This is a genomic window from Cellulomonas flavigena DSM 20109 (genome assembly GCF_000092865.1).
Lineage (GTDB): Bacteria > Actinomycetota > Actinomycetes > Actinomycetales > Cellulomonadaceae > Cellulomonas > Cellulomonas flavigena.
On the sequence record NC_014151.1, the window covers coordinates 1,346,907 to 1,370,256 of the forward strand.

The following is a 23,350-nucleotide window of genomic DNA, read 5'->3' on the forward strand; positions in this document are numbered from 1 at the left end:
CCGCTCAGTGGTGCGCGACCGTCGGCCCGGACGCCGCCTCGCGGTCGCCCAGGTCGTGCAGCTCCTCGCGCAGCCCGCTCATGCGGGCGTCGAGCTCCGCCGCCGTGCGGGCGGCGTCGAGCAGCTCGCTGCGCAGGTGGTCGGGCACCGCGCCGTCGTACTTGTAGAACAGCTTGTGCTCGACGCTCGCCCAGAAGTCCATCGCGATCGTGCGGATCTGGATCTCCACGAAGACGTGCTCGGTGCGGTCCGATAGGAACACCGGGATGCGCACGATGAGGTGCAGCGAGCGGTACCCGTTGCCCTTGGGGTGCGCGATGTAGTCCTTGCACTGGACCACCTCGACGTCCGGCTGCTGCGCGAGCATGTCGGCGACGCGGTAGGCGTCGGACTCGAAGCTGCACGTGATGCGGATGCCGGCGATGTCGCGGATGCGCTCGCGGATCGTGTCGGGGTCGGTCGCGCAGCCGTAGCGGCCGGCCTTCTCGAGGATCGAGTCCATCGACTTCAGGCGGCTGCTGACGTGCTCGATGGGGTTGTGGTCGTGCGTCTGCGCGAACTCCGACCGCAGGATCCGGATCTTGGTCAGCATCTCCTCGATGCCGAACTCGTAGACCATGCGGAACCGTGCCAGCTCACGCGTCGCGGTGCGGACCTGCGTGACGACGTCGGCCGTGTCGAGGCCGGGCGCGCTCAGCTCGGCGGCCCGGCGGCGGACCACCACGGCGACGTCGAGATCGGCGACATCGCTCGCGTGGAGCGGTGCGTCGAGACCTGGCGGCGACGGGGGAGCGGCTGGCGTCGACGCGGAACCGGGCATGACCTGTCCAACGGGGTGCGCGCGGGACGGGTTCCCGCGCTCGGTACTCTGGAGGCTATCCCGCCCCTGCCACCTGCCGAGGTGTTCCCGTGCCTGCCAGCGCCGCCGTGCGAGTCCGTTTCTGCCCGTCCCCGACGGGCACGCCCCACGTCGGGCTGATCCGCACCGCGCTGTTCAACTGGGCGTACGCGCGGCACGTCGGCGGCACGTTCGTGTTCCGCATCGAGGACACCGACCCCGCGCGCGACTCGCAGGAGTCGTACGAGCAGCTGCTCGACGCGCTGCGCTGGCTCGGCATGGACTGGGACGAGGGCGTCGAGGTCGGAGGCCCGCACGAGCCGTACCGGCAGTCGCAGCGGTACGACGTCTACCGCGACGTCGTCGCGCGCCTCGTCGAGGCGGGGTACGCGTACGAGTCCTTCTCGACGCCGGAGGAGGTCGAGGCGCGCCACCGCGCCGCGGGCCGCGACCCCAAGCTCGGGTACGACGGCTACGACCGCGACCTCACCGACGAGCAGAAGGCCGCCTACCTGGCCGAGGGCCGCGAACCCGTCATCCGGATGCGGATGCCCGACGAGGACGTGACGTTCACCGACCTCGTGCGCGGCGAGATCACGTTCAAGGCCGGCTCCGTGCCGGACTACGTCATCGTCCGTGGCAACGGCCACCCGCTGTACACGCTGGTCAACCCCGTGGACGACGCGCTCATGGGCATCACGCACGTGCTGCGCGGCGAGGACCTGCTGTCGTCCACGCCCCGTCAGGTCGTGCTGTACCGCGCGCTCCTCGAGCTCGGCATCGCCACGGTCGTGCCGCAGTTCGGGCACCTGCCGTACGTCATGGGCGAGGGCAACAAGAAGCTCTCCAAGCGGGACCCCGAGTCCAACCTCTTCCTGCACCGCGAGCGCGGCTTCACGCCCGAGGGCCTGCTCAACTACCTCGCGCTGCTCGGCTGGTCCATCGCGCCGGACCGTGACGTGTTCACGCTCGAGGAGATGGTCGCGGCGTTCGACGTCGCCGACGTCAACCCGAACCCCGCGCGCTTCGACCTGAAGAAGGCCGAGGCGATCAACTCCGCCCACGTGCGGCTGCTCGCGCCCGAGGACTTCCGCGACCGCCTCGTGCCGTACCTGCACGCCGCCGGGCTCGTGCCCGCCGCGTCGTACGCGGACCTGTCGGCGGATCACCGCGCGCTGCTCGACGCGGGCGCGCCGCTGGTGCAGGAGCGCATGACGCTGCTGGGCGAGGCCGTGGGGATGCTCGGCTTCCTGTTCGTCGCCGACGACGCGGTCGAGGTCGTCGAGGACGCGCGCGCCGCGCTGCGTCCCGAGGCCGCGGACGTGCTGGACCGTGCGGCCGACGTGCTCGCGGCGATCCCCGCCGACGGGTTCACGACCGAGGCGACGCAGACCGCGCTCGCCGCGGCGCTCGTCGCGCCGACGGAGGAGGGCGGCCTGGGCATCAAGGCGCGGTTCGCCTACACGCCGCTGCGCGTCGCACTGACCGGCCGCCGGGTCTCGCCGCCGCTGTTCGAGTCGATGGAGATCCTCGGCAGGGACGCGACGCTCGCCCGCGTGGCCGCGCTGCGCGCGACCCTGTGACGGGCGTCGACGGCGTCCTGTTCGACATCGACGACACGCTCGTCGACACGCGCGAGGCGTTCCGGGTCGCGCTCGCGGCGGTGCTCGACCGGTACGCGCCGGGCGCCGACGTGGACGCGGCGCTCGCGCTGTGGCGTGCCGACCCGAACGGGCACTACCGGGCGTACACGCGCGGCGAGCGGACGTTCCGCGAGCAGCGCATGACACGCGCGAACGAGCTGCACGCCGCGGTCGGCGGGCCGGTGCTCGACGACCCCGCGTTCGACGCGTGGGACGAGCTGTTCGACGCCGCGTTCGCCGATGGCTGGGCCGTGCACGACGACGTCGAGGAGGTCCTCGAGCAGCTGCTCACGGCGGGTGTGCGCGTGGGGACGCTGACGAACGCGCGCAGCGCCTACCAGACGACCAAGCTGCAGCGCGCCGGGCTGGGCGACCGGCTCGAGGTGCTCGTCGGCGTCGACACGCTCGGCTTCGGCAAGCCCGACGCCCGCGTCTTCCTCGAGGCGTGCCGGCGTCTGGGCACGGCGCCCGCCCGCACGGTCTACGTGGGCGACGAGCTCGACATCGACGCGGCCGCGGCCCGCGCCGCCGGGCTGCACGGCGTCTGGCTCGACCGTCCCGGCCCGCGCCGCGTCCCCGTCGACGCGCACGAGGTCGAGGCCGCGGGCGTCACGGTGATCCGCTCGCTGTCCGAGTTCCCGGCAGCCCTGTCCCTGCCCTGATCCCGCCCACCACCCTCCGCGACCGGAACCTGACTCACCGAATGGCGCGCCGAACGGTGAGCGGTGTTCCGGTCGGGGCGTGAGGTGTCGCCGACCGGAACCTGACTCACGGGATGGCGCGCCGGACCGTGACCCGGGTTCCGGTGGCGGCTGGGTGCCGACCGCAACCTGACTCACCGAATGGCACGTCGGACCGTGACCCAGGTTTCGGTCGGCGGGGTGGGGGGTCGCCGAGCGGGCCCTGGGTCACCGAATGGTGCCTGAAACGGCGAGCCAGGTTCCGGTCGCGTGTCGTCAGCGGCGGCGGGCCGTGTAGACGCGCGTGACGTACGGCACCCGGATCGCCGTCAGGCCGGCCAGGTCCGGGTGGGTCGTGACGAGGGTGCGGACGCGGTCGAGCAGTGCCGCGCGCTCGTCCGGCGGCAGCACGATCGCGTACGAGCGGGTGCCGGCGAGGCGGACGAGCTCGTCAGGCGTCAGGACGTGGTCCCAGCGCACGTCGGTCCGCAGCACGTCGGTGAACGCCTCGCCGAGCTCAGGGTGCGTGCCACGCGCGAGCTGCGGCCCGGCGGCGTCGTGCAGCAGCGCGCCGTACGCACCGACCCACGGGACGTCCTCGTCGCGGTCGTTCCACACGATGCCGACCAAGCCGCCGGGGCGCAGCACGCGAGCGACCTCGGCGCTCGCGACCGGTTCGTCGAACCAGTGCCACGCCTGCGCGACCGTCACGACGTCCACCGACGCGTCGGGCAGCGGGATCGCCTCGGCCGTCCCGGCATGCACCTCGACGTCGGGCAGCGCCGCGGTGAGCTGCGCCCGCATGCCGTCGGCCGGCTCGACGGCGACGACACGCGCGCCGCGCGCCACGAGCGACGCGGTGAGCTTGCCGGTGCCGGCGGCGAGGTCGAGCACGTCCTGCGAACCGTCGGGCAGCAGGAGGTCGACCGCGGCGCCCGGATACCCGGGCCGCACGGCCGCATACTCGTCGGCTCCGTGCGTGAACGACGCCGCGTGCGCGGCCTGGAGGTCGGGGTCCACGGTCATCTCCTGGGATCGGGTGAGGAGCAAGGGGTCAGACGGACAGCGCGTCCAGCACCTCGTCGTGCAGCAGGCCGTTGGTCACCACGGCGTTGCCGCCGTGCGGGCCGTCGACGCCGCGCAGCGACGTGAACCGTCCGCCGGCCTCGGTGACGACGGGCACGAGCGCGGCCATGTCGTACAGCTCGAGCTCGGGCTCGGCAGCCACGTCCACGGCGCCCTCGGCGACGAGCACGTACGACCAGAAGTCGCCGTACGCGCGCGTGCGCCACACGCGCCGCGTGAGGTCGACGAACTGGTCGAACCGGCCGTGCTCCTCCCAGCCGGTGAGGCTGGAGTAGGACAGCGACGCGTCCTCGAGCCGCTCGACGCCCGACACGTGCAGGCGGGTGGCTGCCGCGAGCGACTTGCCCGTCCACGCACCGGTGCCCGTCGCGGCCCACCAGCGGCGGCCCAGCGCAGGCGCGCTGACGACCCCGACGACGACCTCGTCGCCGTCCATGAGTGCCAGCAGCGTCGCCCACACGGGGACCCCGCGGACGAAGTTCTTGGTGCCGTCGATCGGGTCGACCACCCAGCGGCGCGGGCCGTGCCCGGTGTCCGAGCGCTCCTCGCCGTGCACGGCGTCGCGCGGGCGCGCCCGGCCGAGCTGCGAGCGCACCAGGTCCTCGGCGGCGCGGTCGGCGTCGGACACCGGCGTCAGGTCGGGCTTCGTCTCGACCCGCAGGTCCTGTGCCTTGAAGCGGGACATCGTCAGGGCGTCGACCTGGTCGGCGATCACGTGCGCGAGCCTCAGGTCGTCGTCGTAGGCCATGGAGCTCCTCGGGGAAGACGCGGCGGTGCCCACCGGGCCGTGCTCGGCGCGGTGGTCCGCGCGTCAACCTACCGAACCCGCGTGCCGCTCAGCGCCCGCGCGCGCCGTCGCGATCGGGCTCGTCCTCCACGCCGAGGCGGCTGACGAGCAGGCGGCGGAAGGAGTCCAGCCGTGCGGCGCGGGCCGCGCGGACCGTGTCGTCGGGGGCGTCGGCGACCCAGTCGTCGAGCGCGCAGTCGGGGGAGTCGGCCAGGTGCGTGCAGCCGCGGGGGCACTCCTGCGCGACCTCGTCGAGATCCGCGAACGCACCGAGCAGGTGCGCGGGGTCGACGTGCGCGAGCCCGAACGACCGCACGCCGGGCGTGTCGATGACCCACGTCGGCGCGCCGGCGCCCGGCACCTCGAGAGCCACCGCGGACGTCGACGTGTGCCTGCCGCGGCCCGTGACGTCGTTGACCACGCCGACGGCGCGCCGCGCGTCGGGCACCAGCGCGTTGACGAGCGTGGACTTGCCGACGCCCGAGTGGCCGACCAGCACGGACACGTCCCCGGCCAGCGCGTCGCGCAGCTCGTCGAGCCCCTCGATCGTCCGCTCGCCCGTCATCGGGTCGACCCGGCGGCGCGTCACCACGACCTCGACGCCGATCGGCGCGTACAGCGCCGTCAGCACGCCCGGGTCCGCCAGGTCGCCCTTGGTCAGCGCGAGCAGCACCTCCATGCCCGCGTCGTACGCGGCGGCGACGCAGCGGTCGATCATGCGGGTGCGCGGCTCGGGCTCGGCCAGCGCCGTGACGATCACGAGGCGGTCGGCGTTCGCGACGATGACGCGCTCGACGGGGTCGGTGTCGTCGGCCGTGCGGCGCAGCACCGTGCGGCGCTCACCGATGCGCACGATCCGCGCGAGCGACCCCTCGGCGCCCGTGGTGTCACCGACGACGTCGACCAGGTCGCCGGGCGCCACGCGCTCGCGGCCGAGCTCACGGGCCTTCATCGCCAGTACGCGCGTCTCGTCCGCGCCGCCGGGGTCGAGGAGCACGGTGTAGCGGCCGCGGTCGACGGCCACGACCATCGCGGTGCGGGCGTCGGCGTGCTCGGGGCGGCGCTTGGTGCGGGGGCGCGAACCACGGCCGGGCCGGATCCGCACGTCCCGCTCGTCGTAGCGCCGCCCCACCATCAGACGGTGGGCCCCGCGGTCACGCCGTCGCGGACGACGTGCCCCTCGGACGCCGCGAGCATGCCGGCCCACAGGTCGGCGAACCCGGGCAGCGTCTTGGCGGTCGTCGCGACGTCCTCCACCTCGACCCCCGGCACACGCAGGCCCACGAGCGCACCGGCGGTCGCCATGCGGTGGTCGGCGTACGTGCCCCACACCCCGCCGTGCAGCGTGCGCGGCGTGATGACGAGCCCGTCGGACGTCTGCTCGCACTGCCCGCCGAGGCGCGTGATCTCGGCGGCGAGCGCCGCGAGCCGGTCGGTCTCGTGGCCGCGCAGGTGCCCGATGCCGCGCAGACGCGTGGGGGAGTCGCCGTGCACGGCGAGGGCGGCGATGGTCGGGGCGATCTCGCCCGCGGCGCGCAGGTCGAGGTCGACACCGCGCACCTCGCCGGTGCCCGTCACCGTCAGGACGTCGCCGTCGAGCGCGACCGTGGCACCCATGCGCGTGAGGATGTCGGGCAGCAGGCCGCCCGGCTGCGTCGTGGTCGCCGGCCATCCCGGGACGCGCACGGACCCGCCGGCCACCATCGCGGCGCACAGGAACGGTGCGGCGTTGGACAGGTCGGGCTCGACGTGCACGTCGCGGCCCGCGACGGGGCCGGGCTCGACGTGCCAGATCTCGGGGCGGGAGTCGTCGACGACGACGCCCGCGGCGCGCATCACCTCGACGGTCATGCGGATGTGGGGGAGGCTCGGCAGGGTCGGGCCCGTGTGCCGGACCGTCAGGCCCTGGTCGAACCGCGAGGCGGCGAGCAGCAGCCCGGAGACGAACTGGCTTGACCCGGAGGCGTCGACGTCCACCTGGCCGCCGCGCACCGCACCGGTGCCGTGCACCGTGAACGGGAGGTGGCCGGGCTCGCCCTCCTCGTCGACGCGCACGTCGAGCGCCTGGAGCGCCCGCAGCAGCGGACCCATGGGGCGGACGAGGGCCTCGACGTCGCCCTTGAAGTGGACCGGGCCGTCGGCGAGGGCCGCGACCGCGGGCAGGAACCGCATGACCGTGCCGGCCAGCCCGCAGTCGACCGTCACGTGCCCGCGCAGCGCGCCGGGCGTGACACCGACCGCATCGCCACCGAGGTCGACCTGCACCCCGAGCGTCTCCAGAGCGCCGGCCATCAGGCGCGTGTCACGCGAGACGAGGAGCGAGCGCAGCGTGCTCGGGCCCTGGGCGAGCGCGGCGAGCACGAGGTAGCGGTTGCTCAGCGACTTCGATCCGGGCACGGCGACGGTGGCGTCCAGCGGGGCGTCGGCGACGGGGGCGGACCACAGGTCGGCGTGCGGGCTCGTCATGCCGTCAGGCTAGCGGCGTGCGCAGGCACGGACCTCGCGCGTCCACGCGCTGCGGCACCTCAGGCGTCGTGCTTCGCCGCTTCCGCGGCGCGTGCCGCCTTGATCGCGGCGCGGTCGGAACGCGCGTGCTGGACGCGCCACGACACCCCGGGGCGGCCCTCCAGGTCGACGCCGACGAGCACCGCTCCGCCGGCGAAGGACAGCGCGCGCACCAGCCGCTCGGTCCGCGCCTTCTTCTCCTCGGGCGTCAGCGACCCCCGCCTGCCGAGCGGCAGGTTGACCACGACGAGCGGCACCGTGAGCCCGGCCAGCGCGAGCGCGGCCGTACGCGGCGCGCGGCCCACGGCGAGCAGCGCCCCCGCCACGAGCATCGCGGCCCCGTGCGCCCGCGTGAGCGTCGCGAGCTCCCCGTCGCCGATCGTGCCGTCGAGCGCCGCCGCGACAGGTGCGGGCGCGGCCGACCGGGCCGACGCCGGCACGCGGGTGCGCAGCCCGTCGAGCCCGTCGCGCACGACCTGCGCGTGGGCGGCCGGGTGCCGCAGCGCGTCGAGGCCCTGGCTGACGAACCACGAGGCGAACAGGGGACGGGCGAGACGACGCAGCAGCACGGGATCCTCCTGGACGGGTCCACCGCGGGTGGCGCGGTGCGTCCCACGCTAGTGTCGGGCGCCCGATGGCGCGCGCAGGCGGGAATGCCCGCGTGGTGACCGCGTGTTGGACCGGTCATGAGCTGTGCCGTCGAGACGTCTCCCGTCGCCCCGTCCGCACCCCCGACCCCACTCGCCCCCCTGACCGCCGCGTCGCCGTGGGGCGTGCCCGAGGGCCGGACGGGTGGGGTGGGTGCCCCCAGGGGTGGGCCGGGCTCCGGCGCACTAGGCTCGATCCCGATGAGCGAGCCACAGGGTGCCGACGACGAGACGGGCACGACGCGTGCCCCTGCCGGGGAGGACGACGCCGCCCGCAGCGACCGGTTCGAGGCCGAGGCGCTGGTCTACCTCGACCAGCTGTACGGCGCCGCGCTGCGGATGACGCGCAACCCCGCCGACGCCGAGGACCTGGTCCAGGAGGCGTTCACCAAGGCGTTCGCCGCGTTCCACCAGTACCGCCCGGGGACGAACCTCAAGGCGTGGCTGTACCGCATCCTCACCAACACCTACATCAACACGTACCGCAAGAAGCAGCGCGAGCCGCAGCAGTCCCGCTCGGAGGAGATCGAGGACTGGCAGCTCGCGCGCGCGGAGTCGCACACGTCCCGGGGCCTGCGCTCGGCCGAGGCCGAGGCGCTCGACCACCTGCCGGACTCCGACGTCAAGGACGCCCTGCAGCAGATCCCCGAGGACTTCCGCATCGCCGTCTACCTCGCCGACGTCGAGGGCTTCGCGTACAAGGAGATCGCCGAGATCATGGGCACGCCGATCGGGACGGTGATGTCCCGCCTGCACCGTGGGCGATCGCAGCTGCGCGAGCTGCTCTCCGACTACGCGCGCGAGCGCGGCCTGGCCGGTGCCGCGCCGACGTCGCCGGAGGGTGCGCGGTGAGCACGTTCGAAGGGGTGGACCCCCAGGGCCTGACGCCGGTCGACCTGACGCCGGTCGACGGTGCACCGTGCGGCTGCGACGAGGCCGTCGGGCGGCTGTGGGAGTACGTCGACTCCGAGCTGGAGGAGCTCGACGCCCGGCGGGTGCAGGCGCACCTCGACGAGTGCGCGCCGTGCCTGGAGGAGGAGCAGGTCGAGCTCGTGCTCAAGCAGCTCGTACGGCGCTGCTGCCAGGAGGAGGCGCCGGAGACGCTGCGCGTCCGGATCCACGAGCAGCTGACCGTGCTGCGGCTGCGGACGTCCGTGGACCCGCAGGCCTGAGACGGCTGCGTCGCCGCGACGGCGGCGTGCGGGAACGGCGACGGGCCCGGAGCGGGTGCTCCGGGCCCGTCGGCACGTCACGGCGCCGAACGCTCAGGCGTTGGGACGCTTGCCGTGGTTCGCGCCGTTCCCCTTGCGGGAGCGACGCTTGCGGCCACGCTTGCTCATCGCGGTTCTCCTCGGATCGCGGCGCGCGCGCGAGGACGGCACGCACCGGGGATGTCGCCCCATGGTCCCACACCTGGAGACCCTCGTGCGTCGGCGCACGCTCAAGTGAGGGCCCCGAGATCCCGATAGCACCTGACGTGAGCCAGCAGCCCCAGTCCGTGATCCCGTTCCTGCACGCCCTGGCCAGCACGGGAGGGTCCGACCTCCACTGCAAGGTCGGGTCGGCGCCGCGCGTGCGGGTCGACGGCCGGCTGCGCAAGCTGCAGGCCCCGGATCTGCGACCGCTGGACACCGAGCGGATGCTCGAGGAGGTGCTCCCCGACGACCTCGTCGAGAAGTTCCGCGAGAGCAAGGAGGCCGACTTCGCGTACTCCTTGTCCGGCGTGGGCCGCTTCCGCGTCAACGCGTACCAGGCGCGTGGCACGTACGGGCTGGTCTTCCGGCGGGTGGCGGTGGGCGCACAGTCGCTGGGTGAGCTCGGGCTGCCCGAGGTCGTGGGAGAGCTGGCGCTCGAGCCGCGCGGCCTGGTGCTGGTGACGGGTCCGACGGGGTCGGGCAAGACGACGACGCTGGCGTCGATGGTCGACCTCATCAACTCCTACCGCGAGGTCAACATCGTCACGATCGAGGACCCGATCGAGATCCTGCACTCGGACAAGAAGGCGATCGTGTCGCAGCGCGAGGTCCGGCAGGACACGGCGGACTTCACGGTCGCGCTGCGTGCCGCGATGCGGCAGGACCCCGACGTCATCCTCGTCGGCGAGATGCGTGACGTGGAGACGGTCCGGGCGGCGCTGTCGGCCGCCGAGACCGGGCACCTGGTGCTCTCGACGCTCCACACGATCGACGCGGCCGAGACCATCAACCGCATCGTCGACTTCTTCCCGCCGCACGAGCAGAAGCAGGTGCGTATCGCGCTCGCGCAGTCGCTGCGCGGCATCGTCTCGCAGCGTCTGGTGCGCAAGGCCGACGGCAGCGGACGGCAGGCCGCCATCGAGGTCATGATCAACACGGGCCGCACGGCCGAGGCGATCATCGAGCCGCAGGACAACCCGCCGCTGCTCGACCTCATCAAGGAGGGCGACTTCTACAAGATGCAGACGTTCGACCAGCACCTGTACACGCTCGTCCGCGACGCGGTCGTGACGTACGAGGAGGCGCTCGCGGTCGCGTCGAACCCGCACGACCTCACGGTCGAGCTGCGTGGCGCGGGCATCGTGGTCTGACGTCCCGTGGAGGACCTGACGGCCGGCACCCCCTGCGGGTGCCGGCCGTCGTCGTGCCGTGGTCGGGCGTTGCGCGGTCGGATGACGCGATATAACGTGTCTACATCACACGGCATATCGCGTTGGAGGTCCCCATGTCGACGGAGTCCTGGGTCGTCGCCGGCCCGCAGGTGATCGAGGTCGAGGACGTGCGCGCGCTGCGCGTCGGGCTGGTGGGGGGCCGGGTCGACGTGGTCGCGCACGACGACCCGCAGGCACGCGGCGCCCGGCTCGAGGTGCACCGCGTCGACGGCCGCCCGCTCGAGGTGACGTTCGCGGACGGCGAGCTGCGCGTCGGCTACAGCTTCACGCTCGGCGGCTGGGAGGGCTTCGTCGAGAAGTTCCGCAACTTCCAGGACAAGGACAAGGCCGACGTGCACCTCGCGGTCCCGCGTGAGGTGCTGGCCAAGGTCGGCACGGTCAGCGCCGACGGCCTGGTCGCCGGCCTGCGGCAGGACGCGTCGGTCTCGACCGTCTCCGGCTCCGTCGTCGTCGACGACGTGCGCGGGCGGCTGTCCACCAACTCGGTGTCCGGTGAGGTCGTGGTGCGTCGCCACGAGGGTGACCTGCGCTTCAACACCGTCTCCGGTGAGCTCGCGGCGTCGGGGGAGCTCACGCTCGTGCAGGGCAACTCCGTGTCCGGCGACGTCTCGCTCGACGTGGGCTCCGGCACGTCCTCGCTCACCGTCACCACCGTCTCGGGGGACCTCACCGTCCGGCTGCCCGAGACCGCCGGGCTGCGCGTCCGCGCCCAGTCGGTCAGCGGGCGCCTCGTCGTCGACGGCCAGGAGCACAAGGGCTCCGGGCCGGGGCACCGCACGGTCGACCTCGACTCCGGCACCGGGGGTGCGTTCGTCTCGGCGACGACCGTGACCGGCCACGTGACGGTGCTGCGCGCGCCCGTGTCGGACGTGCCCGTCGACGTCCGGGATGACGCCCCCGTCTCCGACGCACCCGTCACCGACGCGCCCGTCACCGACGCCCCCGTCACCGACGCCCCCGTCGACGAGGCGCTCTGATGATGGCCCCGGTCTTCGCCCACGGCCAGCTGCGGCTGTACCTGCTGGCACTGCTCGAGGACGGGCCGCGGCACGGGTACGAGCTCATGACGGCACTGAGCGACCGCTTCGGTGGCACCTACCGGCCCAGCGCCGGCACGGTGTACCCGCGGCTCGCACGCCTCGAGGAGGAGGGGCTGGTCCACCGCTCCGACGAGGGCCGCAAGGCCACCTACGCCCTCACCGCCGCCGGCCGCACCGAGCTCGACGAGCGCCGCGGCGACCTCGCGCACCTCGAGGCCGCAATCGCCGAGACCGTCCGGGCGCAGGCGTCGCAGGTGCGCGACGACGTGCAGGCCGCGATGCGCGGGCTGCGCGCCGACCTCGCGTCCGCGGCCCAGCGTGCCCGCGACGCGGCGACGCGTGGGACCGGTGAGCCGGACCCGCAGCGCACCGCGTCGCACCGGCGGCGCATCGAGGCCGAGAACATCGTGCGGCGCTTCGGCGACGAGGTCCGGGCGGACCTGCGGCGCGTCGACGCCGGCTCCGGCGTCGACGAGCTGACGGTCGAGACGCTGCGCACCGTCCTGGACACGGCGCTGCGCACGATGCGCTCGACGCTGCGGTGACCTGCCCGGCGCGGGTGGTGGCGGTCGTGCGACCACCCGCGCCGGGGTCGGGCGTCAGGCGAGCCCGGCCTGCTCGCGCGCCGTGCGCCGCTCGTAGAACTCGGGCCCGGCCAGGTACCACGTGACCCGGCCGAGCTCCGACTCCTGCTCGCCGGCGCGCGTCCTGTCGAGGGCCGCCTGTCGCACGGTGACCTGGTAGCCCGTCTGCTCACGCGCCTCCTCCGGCAGCGCGACGACGAGCCGCAGGCCGAGGCGCAGCCGCGCCGGGAAGACGAACCCCGCGATCGTCTGGCGGCCCTGCGGCCGCAGCGGCACCCGCACGAGCCCGTCGCCGACGGGTTCGCCCTGCTCGACCGGGAGGCCGGCCTCCTTGAGCAGGAAGTCCGGTGCGTCGAGCCACAGCCGCGCGCCGCGCGGCAGGCGTGCGGTGACGTCGACCAGCATCGGCACGCGCCGGTCGAGGGCGCCGGCCACGTGGAACGGCAGGACGGCGGGGTCGTCGGGCCCCGGCGTGGGCACGACGTTGAAGTTCCGCCACGTCACGTTGTTGTTGTGGTGGATGAACGCCCGGAAGTTGTCCCAGTCGACGAGGCTCGCCAGCGGTGGCGCGGGGTCCTGTGCCGTCTCGGCGATCGCGACGAAGCAGTAGTGCCCGGGCGCCGGGACGTCGGCTGCGGCCCACGTGATCGCGTCGGCGACGGTGAGGACGTCGCCGACGGGCACCGAGGGCAGCGTCGTGCTGCCGACGAGCTGCCACTGGTCGGGCGTGATGAGCGTGCCGACCTCCGACCAGTACACGTGCACGGTCGTCGGGCCGGCGGGTGCCGCGCCGCGGTTGCGCACGCGGACGTAGACGTGGTTGTCCTGCCCGGCGGTGGCCTCGTACCCCAGCGTCATGCTGTTCTCGGTGCCGCTGCCCTCGCCGTAGGTCGCCTGCGGGTCCGCGACGACGTCGGGGCGCAGGATCACGTCCGGGCTCGTGGAGATCGACCCGGTGTGCGGTGCCCCGGTGTCGGTCGCGTTGTCCCGCAGGTACACGTCCTCCAGGCCGATGTCGAGCACGTCCTCGATGATCGCCCGCAGGTTCGGCATGACGCCGATGAGGTCGCTGGCCGGTGAGACCGACGCGGTGCCCGTGGCGGGGTCGGACAGCACGGCGCGCACCTGCGCCGGGCTCAGCCGGCCGCCCCCCGCGGCCTGGGCGACGCCCTGCACGCTCAACGCGGCGCCCGCGACGATCGGCGAGGCCGACGACGTGCCGCTGAAGCCGGTCGTGTACAGGGTGGTCGCGCCGGCAGCGGTCGACGACGTCGTGTCGACGTTCTCGCCCCAGGCGAAGCAGTCGACGCGTGCGCCGAACGACGAGAAACCCATCCGCGCGTGCGGGACCGTGGACGACGCGGCGCCCACGACGATCGCGCCGGAGTCCCGGAAGTCCGGGTGCGCGGGTGCGAGCACCCGGCGACCCGCGGCGTCGACGACGTCGTCGAGGTCGTTCGCACCGTTGCCGGCGGCCTCGACGACGACCACGCCGAGCGCGGACGCGAGCCGGATCGCCTCGAACGACTCCTCGATGAGCTCGACCGGCGCGCCGAACACCGGGGCGGCCGGTGTGACGGTCTGGACCTCGAGCAGCAGCACGTCACCGGGCTGCATGCTGTCCAGCGCGGCGACGATCGCGTCCGGCACGTTGGCCAGCGAGCCGGAGTGCGACGTCACGTCGACCGACGCGATCTCCGGAGCGATCCCGACCCCGCCGAGCGTGTTGTCGACCGCGCACAGCTCGCCGAGCACGGCCGTCCCGTGGGGGCGCGACCCGTTCTGCAGCGTGCCGAACAGCAGGCTCGCGCCGTGCCCGGCCAGGTCCTCGTGGTCCAGCGTCCACCCCTGCTCGAGGTCGACGACCCGCTGGCCTGCGCCGGCCCCGCCCGGGACCGTCCACGCGAACTCGGCGTCGATCCCGGTCGGCGCGGGGTCGAGGTAGCCCTGGTTGACCGCGCGCGGGTCGTTCGTGGCGTCCACCAGCGGGTCGACGGCGGGCGCGTCCGGGTGGGCGGTCTCGACGACGTCCCAGGCGAGCAGCAGCTTCGTGAGCTCGGCCGCGCCGAGGTGTCGTGGGGTGTCGACCGTGAACCACCGCGTGAGGCGGCGCGGCTCGAAGCCCGGGTCCCGGGCGCCGGCCTCCGCGACGAGCCGGTCGAGCTTCTCGGGCGCCACCGCGGTGTACAGGCGCTCGAACCGCAGCTCGTCGACCACGTCGCCGAGCGGCCCGGGCCCGAACTTCTCGACGAGCACGCGCTGGACGTCGTCCTCGTACGGGACGTCGACCCAGTCGTGCAGCCGGACGACCACACGGGGCCGGAAGACCGGCCGCACGGCGGGCCGGTCGGCGATGTCGGATGTCGTGCTCATGATGCGTCCCCCTGTCGTCGGTGCCGCGCGGTCGCGCAGCCTCCTGACCGAGATGAGGGGACGGGCCGCTAGGGGAGATACGGGCCGGCGGGGTGAACGGCACGGCGTCGGCGCGAGCGTCCCGTCCACGCCCGGGCGCCGCCCGCGGTCAGACCCCCGACCACGGACCAGACGGCCGCGGGCCCCGCCTGCCCGAGCACCAGGAGCACGGCGGCACCGAGCGCGGCCCCCGTCAGGGCGAACGCGGCGACGTGCCGCGCCTCGGAGCTCTCGTGGCGCAGCAGGTGCGCGGTGAGCAGGCCGCCGGGCAGTCCGAGGACGAGGACCGCGACGAGGTGCAGCCCGTACATCATCGCGAGGATCGCGGCGGCGGCGCCCGCGTCGACGGCGTCACCGGCCGTCGGGCGCTCGACGACGAGGTAGGTGACGTACAGCAGGACCGCCGCGACCAGGAGGATCAGCGCGACGCGGCCGCACACCTCGAGGACGGGCCGCACCCCGACGACGCGGACGAAGGAGCCGGCAGCGTCCGTCGGGGTGCCGGTCGAGGTGACGTCGCGCGGCTCAGACGCCGTCATCGGGCAGCCCGAGCCAGGAGTGCCACCCGGTGTGCAGGACGAGCCACGCCATGAGGCCGTAGCCCGCCTGGCCAGGGAGGTGGTGGGCCGAGGTGGCCATGTCCGCGAGCCACTGGTCGTGCGCGGCGAGGGGCGAGTACATGTCCACGTACGGCACGCGGCGTCGGGCGGCGACGTCGCCGAGGGCGGCCGACAGCTCGGCGAGCCGGTCGCCCTCGTGCACGGCGCCCGGCGGAGGGCCGACGACGAAGGCCGGGATGCGGCGCTGGTCCGCCACGTCGAGCACGTTCGCCAGGTTGAGACGGCTGCGCGCGAGCGAGAGGCCGGCGGCGATGTCGGCGCGCCCGAGCGCGACCACGAGCCGGTTGTCGGCGTGCGGGGACAGGCGCCGCGATACCTCGGCGTCCCAGCGGGCGCCCAGGTCCGTGCTGGTCTCGCCGGGGACGGCGAGGGTGAGGACCGTCAGCGGGTCCGGCGCGTGGGTGCGCGCAGCGACGCGGCCGACCCACCCGAGGCCCTTGGGGTCGCCGGCACCGGCCACCAGCTCGTCCCCCACGACCGCGAGGCGCAGCGGCAGCTCACCCACGCACATCACTCCTGCCCATGCCCGCAGCGCCGGGCGGTCCGGTGCCTGCTGGGCCCCAGTGTCTCAGGCGTGGGGCACGTGGTCGTGCGGTTCGGGTCGCTCGTCCGTGCCGTGTCGCGCAGCGGGCGCGTCCGGCTCAGCGGGAGCGGACGCGGGTGGAGGGCGTGTCGTCCGGGTGGGAGCGCGGGGGCTCGCGGTGGCCCAGGCCGTCCTCGCGCACGACGTGCGCGAGCCGTCCGAGCCAGGCGGACAGAGCGAGAAGCGTGAGGATGAGCCAGAAGATGTCCATGGCGGAAACTCTGCTCACCACAAGATCGCGCCACCAGTGGCAGGACTGACGCTGGGCATTGATTTTCTGCCACCACCATGCGAGCGTCAGGGCATGCTGCGGAGCGTCGCCGTCATCGCCCTGCCGGGCACCGCCGCGTTCGAGCTCGGGACCGCGTGCGAGGTCTTCGGCATCGACCGGTCCGACACCGGGGGCCCGAGCTTCGACTTCCGGGTGTGCGGCCTCGTGCCCGGTGCGGCGATCCCCACCAAGGCCGGGTTCTCGATCGTCGTCGAGCACGGCCTGGAGGCCACCCGCGACGCGGACCTCGTCGTGGTGCCGGCCTACGGCGTGCCCGCCGGGGAGGTGCCCGTCGAGGCGCTCGACGCCCTGCGGGACGCCCACGCGCGCGGCGCGTGGATCCTGTCGATCTGCAGCGGTGCGTTCGCCCTGGGCGAGGCCGGTCTGCTCTACGGCCGGCGCTGCACGACGCACTGGCTGCACGCCGCCGAGCTCGCGCGGCGGTTCCCGACGGCCACCGTCGACCCCGACGTCCTGTTCGTCGAGGACGGCCGCGTCATCACCGGCGCCGGCACAGCCGCGGGCATCGACGCCTGCCTGCACCTCGTGCGCCGCGAGCTCGGCGCCGCGGCCGCCACCAACGTCGCCCGCCGCATGGTCGTCCCGCCGCAGCGCGACGGCGGTCAGGCGCAGTACGTCGAGACGCCCCTGCCGCCCGCGGCCGAGACGCTCGCGCCGCTGCTCACGTGGATGCTCGAGCACCTCGACGAGGACCTCGGCGTGCCCGCGCTCGCCAGCCGTGCGCTGATGTCCGAGCGCACGTTCGCCCGCCGCTTCCGCGCCGAGACCGGCGCCACGCCCGCCGCCTGGGTCGCGCGGCAGCGCGTCGCACGGGCGCAGGAGCTGCTCGAGCGCACCGACGCGCCCGTCGACGAGGTCGCGCGCCGCAGCGGGTTCGGCACCGCCGCGCTGCTGCGCCACCACTTCGCCCGCACGCTCGGCACCACGCCGCTGGCGTACCGGCGGCGCTTCGCCTGTGCGCCGGACGAGGAGCGGGCCTCCTGAGACGCCCGGCGCCACGGACGGCCACGGGGCCGGACCCTCGGTCGAGGGCCGGCCCCGTCGGTCGTGCGGCGGCGTGCGGAGGGCTCAGCGAGCGAAGGCCTCCGTGACGAGCGACTTCTGCTCCACCGCGTGCTTCTTGGCCGACCCGGCCGCCGGCGAGGCCGACTCCGGGCGGGACACCACCCGCACCTCACGCCCGACGACCTGCGGCAGGTGCGTCGACACGAACGTCCACGGGCCCTGGTTGCGCGGCTCGTCCTGCACCCACACCAGCTCGGCGTCGCCGAACGGCGCCAGCGCCTCGGCGATCGCGTCGGGCTCGAGAGGGTAGAGCTGCTCGAACCGCACGATCGCCGTCTGCTGGTCGTTCGCCGCGACGCGCTGCGCGAGCAGGTCCCAGTAGACCTTGCCCGAGCAGAGCAGCACGCGCGTCACCTGGTCGGCCTTGGCGGCCGCGAGGTCGTCGCCGATCACGGTGCGGAACGTGCCCGACGTGAAGTCCTGCACGTCCGACGACGCGGACTTCAGCCGCAGCATCGACTTCGGGGTGAACACCACGAGCGGGCGGCGCGGCCGCTGGTACGCCTGACGGCGCAGCAGGTGGAAGTGCGACGCGGGCGTCGACGGCTGCGCGATCGTCATGTTGTCCTCGGCGGCGAGCTGCAGGAAGCGCTCGATGCGTGCCGACGAGTGGTCCGGCCCCTGGCCCTCGTAGCCGTGGGGGAGCAGGAGCACCACCGACGAGCGCTGCGCCCACTTCTGCTCGGCCGACGAGATGAACTCGTCGATGACGGTCTGGGCGCCGTTGACGAAGTCGCCGAACTGCGCCTCCCACAGCACCAGGGCGTCAGGGCGTTCGACGGAGTAGCCGTACTCGAAGCCGAGGGCGGCGTACTCCGACAGGGAGGAGTCGTAGACCCAGAACTTGGCCTGGTCGCCGGACAGGTAGAGCAGCGGCGTCCACTCGGCGCCCGTCTCGCGGTCGTGCAGCACCGCGTGGCGCTGCACGAACGTGCCGCGGCGCGAGTCCTGCCCGGCCAGGCGCACCGGCGTGCCCTCGATCAGCAGCGAGCCGAACGCGAGGATCTCGCCGAAGCCCCAGTCGATGCCGCCCTCGCGGCTCATCTGCTCGCGCTTGGCGAGCATCTGCGCGAGCTTCGGGTGCACCGTGAAGCCCTCGGGCGGGCTGACGTGGGCCTGGCCGATGCGCTGCAGGATCGAGGTCGGCACGGCCGTCTGCCAGCCGACCATGACACCGGCGTCCTCCTGCTGCGACTCCGGGCGCTCGAGGCCGGCGACGGTCTCGACGTCGGCGGGCGGGGGCGTCCAGCCGTCCTCGCGGGTCTCGGTGAACACGCGCTCGAGCTGCGACTGGTAGTCGCGCAGCGCCTGCTCCGCCTCCTCCAGCGTGATGTCGCCACGGGCCACGAGCGTCTCGGTGTAGAGCTTGCGCACCGAGCGCTTCGCCTCGATGAGGTTGTACATCAGCGGCTGCGTCATCGACGGGTCGTCGCCCTCGTTGTGACCGCGACGGCGGTAGCAGACCATGTCGATGATGACGTCGCGGTCGAACTGCTCGCGGTACTCGAACGCGAGCTCGGCGACGCGCACCACGGCCTCGGGGTCGTCCCCGTTCACGTGGAAGATCGGCACCTGCAGGCCCTTGGCCACGTCGGTGGCGTACTGCGACGAGCGCGACGACGACGGGCCGGTGGTGAAGCCGACCTGGTTGTTGACGATGACGTGGATCGTGCCGCCTGTGCGGTACCCGCGCAGCTGCGCGAGGTTGAGCGTCTCGAAGACCACGCCCTGCCCCGCGAACGCGGCGTCGCCGTGGATGAGGATCGGCAGCACCGAGAAGCCGTCGCCGCCCAGGTCGATGCGGTCCTGCTTGGCGCGCACGATGCCCTCGAGCACCGGGTCGACCGCCTCGAGGTGCGACGGGTTCGCCGCCAGGTACACGGCGGTCGTCGCACCGGACTCGGCCGTGAACACACCCTCGGTGCCGAGGTGGTACTTCACGTCGCCCGAGCCCTGGACCGACTTCGGGTCCTGGTTGCCCTCGAACTCGCTGAAGATCTGGCCGTAGGACTTGCCGGCGATGTTGGCCAGCACGTTGAGGCGACCGCGGTGGGCCATGCCGATGCCGACCTCGTCGAGCCCGCCGTCGGCAGCGCGCGACAGGATCGCGTCGAGCAGCGGGATGAGCGACTCGCCGCCCTCGAGCGAGAAGCGCTTCTGCCCGACGAACTTGGTCTGCAGGAAGGTCTCGAACGCCTCGGCGGCGTTGAGGCGGCGCAGGATCCGCAGCTGGTCCTCGCGCGGCGTGCGCGCGTACCCCGACTCCAGTCGCTCCTGCAGCCAGCGGCGCTGCCGCGGGTCCTGCAGGTGCATGTACTCGACGCCGACCGTGCGGCAGTACGAGTCGCGCAGCAGCCCGAGCACCTCGCGCAGCGTGGCACGTGTCCGACCCGTGAAGCCGCCGGTGGGGAACGTGCGGTCGAGGTCCCACAGCGTCAGGCCGTGGTTCTGCACGTCGAGGTCCGGGTGCTTGCGCTGGCGGTAGGCGAGCGGGTCGGTCTCCGCCATGAGGTGCCCGCGCGAGCGGTAGGCGTGGATGAGCTCGGCGACGCGCGCGGGCTTGATCGCCTCGGCGTCCGGGTCGTGGTTCGCGTCGCGCACCCAGCGCACCGGCTCGTACGGCACGCGCAGCGCCGCGAAGACGCGGTCGTAGAAACCGTCCTCGCCCAGCAGCTTGCGTCCCAGGATGCGCAGGAAGTCGCCCGACTGCGCGCCCTGGATGATCCGGTGGTCGTAGGTCGACGTGACCGTCAGCACCTTCGAGACGCCCATGCGGTTGAGCTGCTCGTCCGACGTACCGGCGAACTCCGCCGGGTAGTCCATGGCGCCGACGCCGACGATGGTGCCCTGACCCTGCATGAGGCGCGGCACCGAGTGCACCGTGCCGATCGTGCCCGGGTTCGTCAGGGAGATGGTCGTCCCCGCGAAGTCGTCGACCGTGAGCTTGCTGTTGCGGGCCCGGCGCACGACGTCCTCGTACGCGGTCCAGAACTGGGCGAAGTCGAGGGTCTCGGCCTTCTTGATCGACGGCACCAGGAGCTGGCGGCTGCCGTCCGGCTTGGCGAGGTCGATCGCCAGGCCGAGGTTGACGTGCGCCGGCTGCAGCACGCCGGGCTTGCCGTCGACGAGCGTGTACGCCGCGTTCATGGCCGGCATCTCCTGCACGGCCTCGACCAGCGCGAAGCCGATGAGGTGCGTGAAGGAGACCTTGCCGCCGCGGCCGCGCGACAGGTGGTTGTTGATGACGATGCGGTTGTCGACCATGAGCTTGGCCGGCACGGCGCGCACCGACGTCGCGGTCGGGACCTCGAGCGAGGCCTCCATGTTGGTCACGACGCGCGCGGCCGGGCCGCGGAGCTTCTGCACGTCGTCGACCGCCTGCACCTCGGGCGCGTCGGTGCGCCGCGTCGCCGCCTCCGCGTACGGGGCCGTCGCGGGCTGCGCCGTCGCGACGGGCGACGGGGTGACCTCGACGGGCGGTGCCGGCGGGGCAGCCGGGACGGCGGGTGCCGCCGGCGTGCGCGCGGTCGTGGGCTGCGCGGGCGCCGGGGGCGCGGCCGTCGCCCGGGGCGCGTCCTTCGTCTCGCCGTTGGTCGCCGCACCCGTCGTCTCGGGCTTGTAGCCCTCGAAGAAGTCCCACCACGCGGGGTCCACCGCGTTCCGGTCCTTCAGGTACTGCTCGTACAGCTCGTCGACCAGCCACTCGTTCGCACCGAAGTCGGCACGGGTGGAGTCTGACTGCGCGTTCTGCGTCACGCTGGGATCGCCCACTTCCGGTGCGCGGTGCGGACCGCGCCGTCGCCAGTTCTGTTGACGGCAACACTACGTGGTCGACGGGGTCGCAGGCCCCTTGCGCAGCCCGCCCGGACGTGATCTGCGCAGCCTCTTCACCCGCCGCGGACCGGGGGGTCAACGACCCCTCAAGCCCGACCCCCCACGGGCTCAAGCCCGGCCCGCCCGGGGCTCAAGCGCGCGGCGGCACGTCCGCGTCGGGCCGGGTCGCCGGCAGCCGCACGCGCATCGTGCAGCCGGACTCGGAGTCGGCGACCTCGACGGTCCCGCCATGCAGCTCGACCGCCCACCGGACGATCGCCAGGCCGAGCCCCGTGCCGCCCGTCGAGCCCTGGCCCGTCAGCGCCGGCGTGTTGCCACGCACGAAGCGCTCGAACACGTGGGCGCGCTGGTCGCGGGCGATCCCCGGGCCCCGGTCCACGACGTCGACACGCACGTCGGTGCCCACGCGACGCGCGGCCACGCGGACCTCCTCGTCGGGCGGCGAGTGCCGCGCCGCGTTCTGCAGCAGGTTCGCCACGACCTGGTGCAGCCGCTCCGGGTCGGCCGGGACCGTGAGGTCGGCCGGCTCGACGTCGACGGCGAAGCGCAGCCGCTTGTCCGCCCCGACGAGCGACGCCTCGTCGGCCGCCTGGCGCAGCAGGTCGCCGACCGCGACCTCCTCGATCCGCAGGGCCATCGCACCGGCCTCGACGCGCGACAGGTCCAGCAGGGACGAGACCAGGCGCGAGAGCCGCTCGGTCTGGGCGAGCGCGACCGCGAGCGTCGCTGGGTCCGGCTCGCTCACGCCGTCGACCATGTTCTCGAGCTGCGCCTGCAACGCCGTCACCGGCGTGCGCAGCTCGTGCGAGACGTTGGCGACCAGCTCGCGGCGGAACGTGTCGAGCTGCTCCAGGTCGTCGGCCATGGTGTTGAAGGCCTCCGCGAGCTGCCCGACCTCGTCGCGGCTCGTCGAGCGCACGCGCCGGCTGTAGTCGCCGCCGGCCATCGCCCGCGCGGCCTCCGTCATCTCGCGCAGCGGCGAGGTCATGCCGCGCGCGAGGATCTGCGTCACCACGAGCGACAGCGCGATCGCCAGGGGCAGCGTGCGGCTGGGGCCCAGCGCGCGGCCGTACCCGAGCCAGATGACGAACGCCGCGAGCGTGACCGTCGCGGCCACGAGCACGCCGAGCTTGATCTTGATGCTGCGCAGCGGGTCGAGCGGGCGTACGTCCGGCAGGCGCCAGCGGTCGCCGCCGCGGGCGTGGCGGGCGTTCGGCTCCGGTACCGGGCTCACCGGCCGGCGGCCTGCTCGTCGGGTGCGTCCCCGACCGGCTCGTACGCGTAGCCCACGCCGTGGACGGTGCGGATCAGGTCCGGACCCAGCTTGCGGCGCAGCGCCTTGACGTGGGAGTCCACGGTGCGCGTCCCGCTCGCGTCGACCCAGTCCCACACGTCCGCGAGCAGCCGCTCGCGCGTCAGGACCGTGCGGGGCGACGACGCGAGCGTGAGCAGCAGGTCGAACTCCGTCGGCGTCAGGTGCACCTCGGTGCCTGCGCGCTGCACGCGGCGCTGCGCGCTGTCGATCGTCACGTCGCCGACCACCAGCGGCGGGTCCGGCTGCTGGACCGTGGCGCGCTCGGCGGCGCGTGCCGCCCGCTCGGTGCGTCGCAGCAGCACCTTGGTCCGGGCCACGAGCTCGCGCATCGAGAACGGCTTGGTCATGTAGTCGTCCGCGCCGACCCCCAGGCCCACGAGCATGTCGGTCTCGTCGTCGCGCGCCGTGAGCATGAGCACCGGCACAGGGCGTTCGGCCTGGATCTGCCGGCACACCTCCAGGCCGTCGATCCCGGGCAGCATGACGTCGAGCACGACCACGTCCGGCTGCAGGCGGGCCGCCGCGGCGACGCCCGCGTGACCGTCACCGACGGCCTCGACCGTCCACCCCTCGGCGGTCAGGCGGTGCACGATGGCCTGGGCGATGGCGGGCTCGTCCTCGACGACGAGCACGGTGGTGGCGCTCGGGCGCGGCACGGTGGTGACCATGGGGTCAGGGTGGCACATGGACCCCTGACCAGTCCCGGTGATCGCTCGGCACGTCGGGGCTCCGACCGTAGGATGTGCCCACCATGAGCAGCTCAAGTCGCTGC

General features: G+C 73.8%; 22 protein-coding genes. 8 read left to right on the plus strand and 14 right to left on the minus strand.

What is annotated here, in order from left to right:
- Nucleotides 1-4 precede the first annotated feature (4 nt).
- Nucleotides 5-820, minus strand: coding sequence for a GTP pyrophosphokinase (locus tag CFLA_RS06065; RefSeq protein WP_081449660.1), 816 nt, complete (start codon nucleotides 818-820; stop codon nucleotides 5-7).
- An 89-nt stretch (nucleotides 821-909) separates the two neighbouring features.
- Here CFLA_RS06065 and gltX point away from each other — a divergent pair, with 89 nt between their 5' ends.
- Together gltX and CFLA_RS06075 are read left to right on the plus strand one after the other, a co-directional pair.
- Complete coding sequence (gene gltX / locus CFLA_RS06070; RefSeq protein ID WP_013116438.1) at nucleotides 910-2,421, plus strand: glutamate--tRNA ligase; 1,512 nt, start codon at nucleotides 910-912, stop codon at nucleotides 2,419-2,421.
- Nucleotides 2,418-3,143: an HAD family hydrolase gene (locus CFLA_RS06075; protein WP_013116439.1), complete on the plus strand. Its 726-nt coding sequence runs from the start codon at nucleotides 2,418-2,420 to the stop codon at nucleotides 3,141-3,143. The genes gltX and CFLA_RS06075 overlap by 4 nt, the downstream gene beginning before the upstream one ends.
- A 294-nt stretch (nucleotides 3,144-3,437) precedes the next feature.
- Here CFLA_RS06075 and CFLA_RS06080 read toward each other — a convergent pair whose 3' ends face one another.
- From CFLA_RS06080 to CFLA_RS06100, 5 genes are all read right to left on the minus strand, one after another.
- Entirely contained in the window at nucleotides 3,438-4,187 is a 750-nt protein-coding gene (locus CFLA_RS06080; RefSeq protein ID WP_043598840.1) for a class I SAM-dependent methyltransferase, read from the minus strand.
- Nucleotides 4,188-4,215: 28 nt separating this feature from the next.
- Nucleotides 4,216-4,995: a histidinol-phosphatase gene (gene hisN / locus CFLA_RS06085; RefSeq protein WP_013116441.1), complete on the minus strand. Its 780-nt coding sequence runs from the start codon at nucleotides 4,993-4,995 to the stop codon at nucleotides 4,216-4,218.
- An 88-nt stretch (nucleotides 4,996-5,083) separates the two neighbouring features.
- Nucleotides 5,084-6,169: a ribosome small subunit-dependent GTPase A gene (gene rsgA, locus CFLA_RS06090; RefSeq protein ID WP_013116442.1), complete on the minus strand. Its 1,086-nt coding sequence runs from the start codon at nucleotides 6,167-6,169 to the stop codon at nucleotides 5,084-5,086.
- Nucleotides 6,169-7,500, minus strand: a complete 1,332-nt coding sequence (gene aroA, locus CFLA_RS06095) for a 3-phosphoshikimate 1-carboxyvinyltransferase (protein WP_013116443.1) — start codon at nucleotides 7,498-7,500, stop codon at nucleotides 6,169-6,171. The genes rsgA and aroA overlap by 1 nt, the downstream gene beginning before the upstream one ends.
- Nucleotides 7,501-7,559: 59 nt before the next feature.
- A complete protein-coding gene (locus CFLA_RS06100) occupies nucleotides 7,560-8,108 on the minus strand; it encodes a DoxX family membrane protein (RefSeq protein WP_013116444.1) in 549 nt (182 codons plus the stop codon).
- Between the two features lie 117 nt (nucleotides 8,109-8,225).
- Here CFLA_RS06100 and CFLA_RS06105 point away from each other — a divergent pair, with 117 nt between their 5' ends.
- The gene (locus CFLA_RS06105; RefSeq protein ID WP_013116445.1) at nucleotides 8,226-9,038 is read left to right on the plus strand and encodes a sigma-70 family RNA polymerase sigma factor; all 813 of its coding nucleotides are present in this window, start codon (nucleotides 8,226-8,228) and stop codon (nucleotides 9,036-9,038) included.
- Nucleotides 9,035-9,358, plus strand: coding sequence for a mycothiol system anti-sigma-R factor (gene rsrA, locus CFLA_RS06110; RefSeq protein ID WP_013116446.1), 324 nt, complete (start codon nucleotides 9,035-9,037; stop codon nucleotides 9,356-9,358). The genes CFLA_RS06105 and rsrA overlap by 4 nt, the downstream gene beginning before the upstream one ends.
- Nucleotides 9,359-9,451: 93 nt before the next feature.
- On the opposite strand, the gene CFLA_RS21250 is transcribed toward rsrA, so the two are convergent.
- On the minus strand, nucleotides 9,452-9,526 hold the full coding sequence (locus tag CFLA_RS21250; protein ID WP_375791718.1) for a 50S ribosomal protein bL37: 75 nt from the start codon (nucleotides 9,524-9,526) through the stop codon (nucleotides 9,452-9,454).
- A gap of 137 nt (nucleotides 9,527-9,663) precedes the next feature.
- Here CFLA_RS21250 and CFLA_RS06115 point away from each other — a divergent pair, with 137 nt between their 5' ends.
- The 3 genes from CFLA_RS06115 to CFLA_RS06125 all read left to right on the plus strand — a co-directional run bounded on the left by CFLA_RS06115 (nucleotide 9,664) and on the right by CFLA_RS06125 (nucleotide 12,418).
- The gene (locus CFLA_RS06115; protein ID WP_013116447.1) at nucleotides 9,664-10,752 is read left to right on the plus strand and encodes a type IV pilus twitching motility protein PilT; all 1,089 of its coding nucleotides are present in this window, start codon (nucleotides 9,664-9,666) and stop codon (nucleotides 10,750-10,752) included.
- A 134-nt stretch (nucleotides 10,753-10,886) separates the two neighbouring features.
- Nucleotides 10,887-11,810, plus strand: coding sequence for a DUF4097 family beta strand repeat-containing protein (locus CFLA_RS06120; RefSeq protein ID WP_013116448.1), 924 nt, complete (start codon nucleotides 10,887-10,889; stop codon nucleotides 11,808-11,810).
- Nucleotides 11,810-12,418, plus strand: coding sequence for a PadR family transcriptional regulator (locus CFLA_RS06125; RefSeq protein ID WP_013116449.1), 609 nt, complete (start codon nucleotides 11,810-11,812; stop codon nucleotides 12,416-12,418). Before CFLA_RS06120 ends, CFLA_RS06125 begins: the two co-directional genes overlap by 1 nt.
- Nucleotides 12,419-12,472: 54 nt before the next feature.
- Here CFLA_RS06125 and CFLA_RS18930 read toward each other — a convergent pair whose 3' ends face one another.
- The 4 genes from CFLA_RS18930 to CFLA_RS20410 form a co-directional block, all read right to left on the minus strand.
- Nucleotides 12,473-14,830 carry a S8 family peptidase gene (locus tag CFLA_RS18930; protein ID WP_013116450.1) on the minus strand — a complete coding sequence of 786 codons (2,358 nt, stop codon included), beginning with the start codon at nucleotides 14,828-14,830 and terminating at the stop codon, nucleotides 12,473-12,475.
- A gap of 68 nt (nucleotides 14,831-14,898) precedes the next feature.
- Nucleotides 14,899-15,408, minus strand: a complete 510-nt coding sequence (locus tag CFLA_RS06135; RefSeq protein ID WP_013116451.1) for a hypothetical protein — start codon at nucleotides 15,406-15,408, stop codon at nucleotides 14,899-14,901.
- A complete protein-coding gene (locus CFLA_RS06140) occupies nucleotides 15,395-16,000 on the minus strand; it encodes a GDSL-type esterase/lipase family protein (protein WP_043598844.1) in 606 nt (201 codons plus the stop codon). The genes CFLA_RS06135 and CFLA_RS06140 overlap by 14 nt, the downstream gene beginning before the upstream one ends.
- Nucleotides 16,001-16,130: 130 nt before the next feature.
- Complete coding sequence (locus tag CFLA_RS20410; protein WP_013116453.1) at nucleotides 16,131-16,283, minus strand: hypothetical protein; 153 nt, start codon at nucleotides 16,281-16,283, stop codon at nucleotides 16,131-16,133.
- A gap of 93 nt (nucleotides 16,284-16,376) precedes the next feature.
- Here CFLA_RS20410 and CFLA_RS06145 point away from each other — a divergent pair, with 93 nt between their 5' ends.
- Nucleotides 16,377-17,348, plus strand: coding sequence for a GlxA family transcriptional regulator (locus tag CFLA_RS06145; protein WP_013116454.1), 972 nt, complete (start codon nucleotides 16,377-16,379; stop codon nucleotides 17,346-17,348).
- A gap of 84 nt (nucleotides 17,349-17,432) precedes the next feature.
- Here CFLA_RS06145 and CFLA_RS06150 read toward each other — a convergent pair whose 3' ends face one another.
- The 3 genes from CFLA_RS06150 to CFLA_RS06160 all read right to left on the minus strand — a co-directional run bounded on the left by CFLA_RS06150 (nucleotide 17,433) and on the right by CFLA_RS06160 (nucleotide 23,246).
- Nucleotides 17,433-21,185, minus strand: coding sequence for a multifunctional oxoglutarate decarboxylase/oxoglutarate dehydrogenase thiamine pyrophosphate-binding subunit/dihydrolipoyllysine-residue succinyltransferase subunit (locus tag CFLA_RS06150; RefSeq protein WP_013116455.1), 3,753 nt, complete (start codon nucleotides 21,183-21,185; stop codon nucleotides 17,433-17,435).
- 208 nt (nucleotides 21,186-21,393) lie between these two features.
- Nucleotides 21,394-22,497, minus strand: a complete 1,104-nt coding sequence (locus CFLA_RS06155) for a HAMP domain-containing sensor histidine kinase (RefSeq protein ID WP_013116456.1) — start codon at nucleotides 22,495-22,497, stop codon at nucleotides 21,394-21,396.
- Nucleotides 22,494-23,246 carry a response regulator transcription factor gene (locus tag CFLA_RS06160; RefSeq protein WP_043598845.1) on the minus strand — a complete coding sequence of 251 codons (753 nt, stop codon included), beginning with the start codon at nucleotides 23,244-23,246 and terminating at the stop codon, nucleotides 22,494-22,496. Before CFLA_RS06160 ends, CFLA_RS06155 begins: the two co-directional genes overlap by 4 nt.
- Between the last annotated feature and the right edge of the window lie 104 nt (nucleotides 23,247-23,350).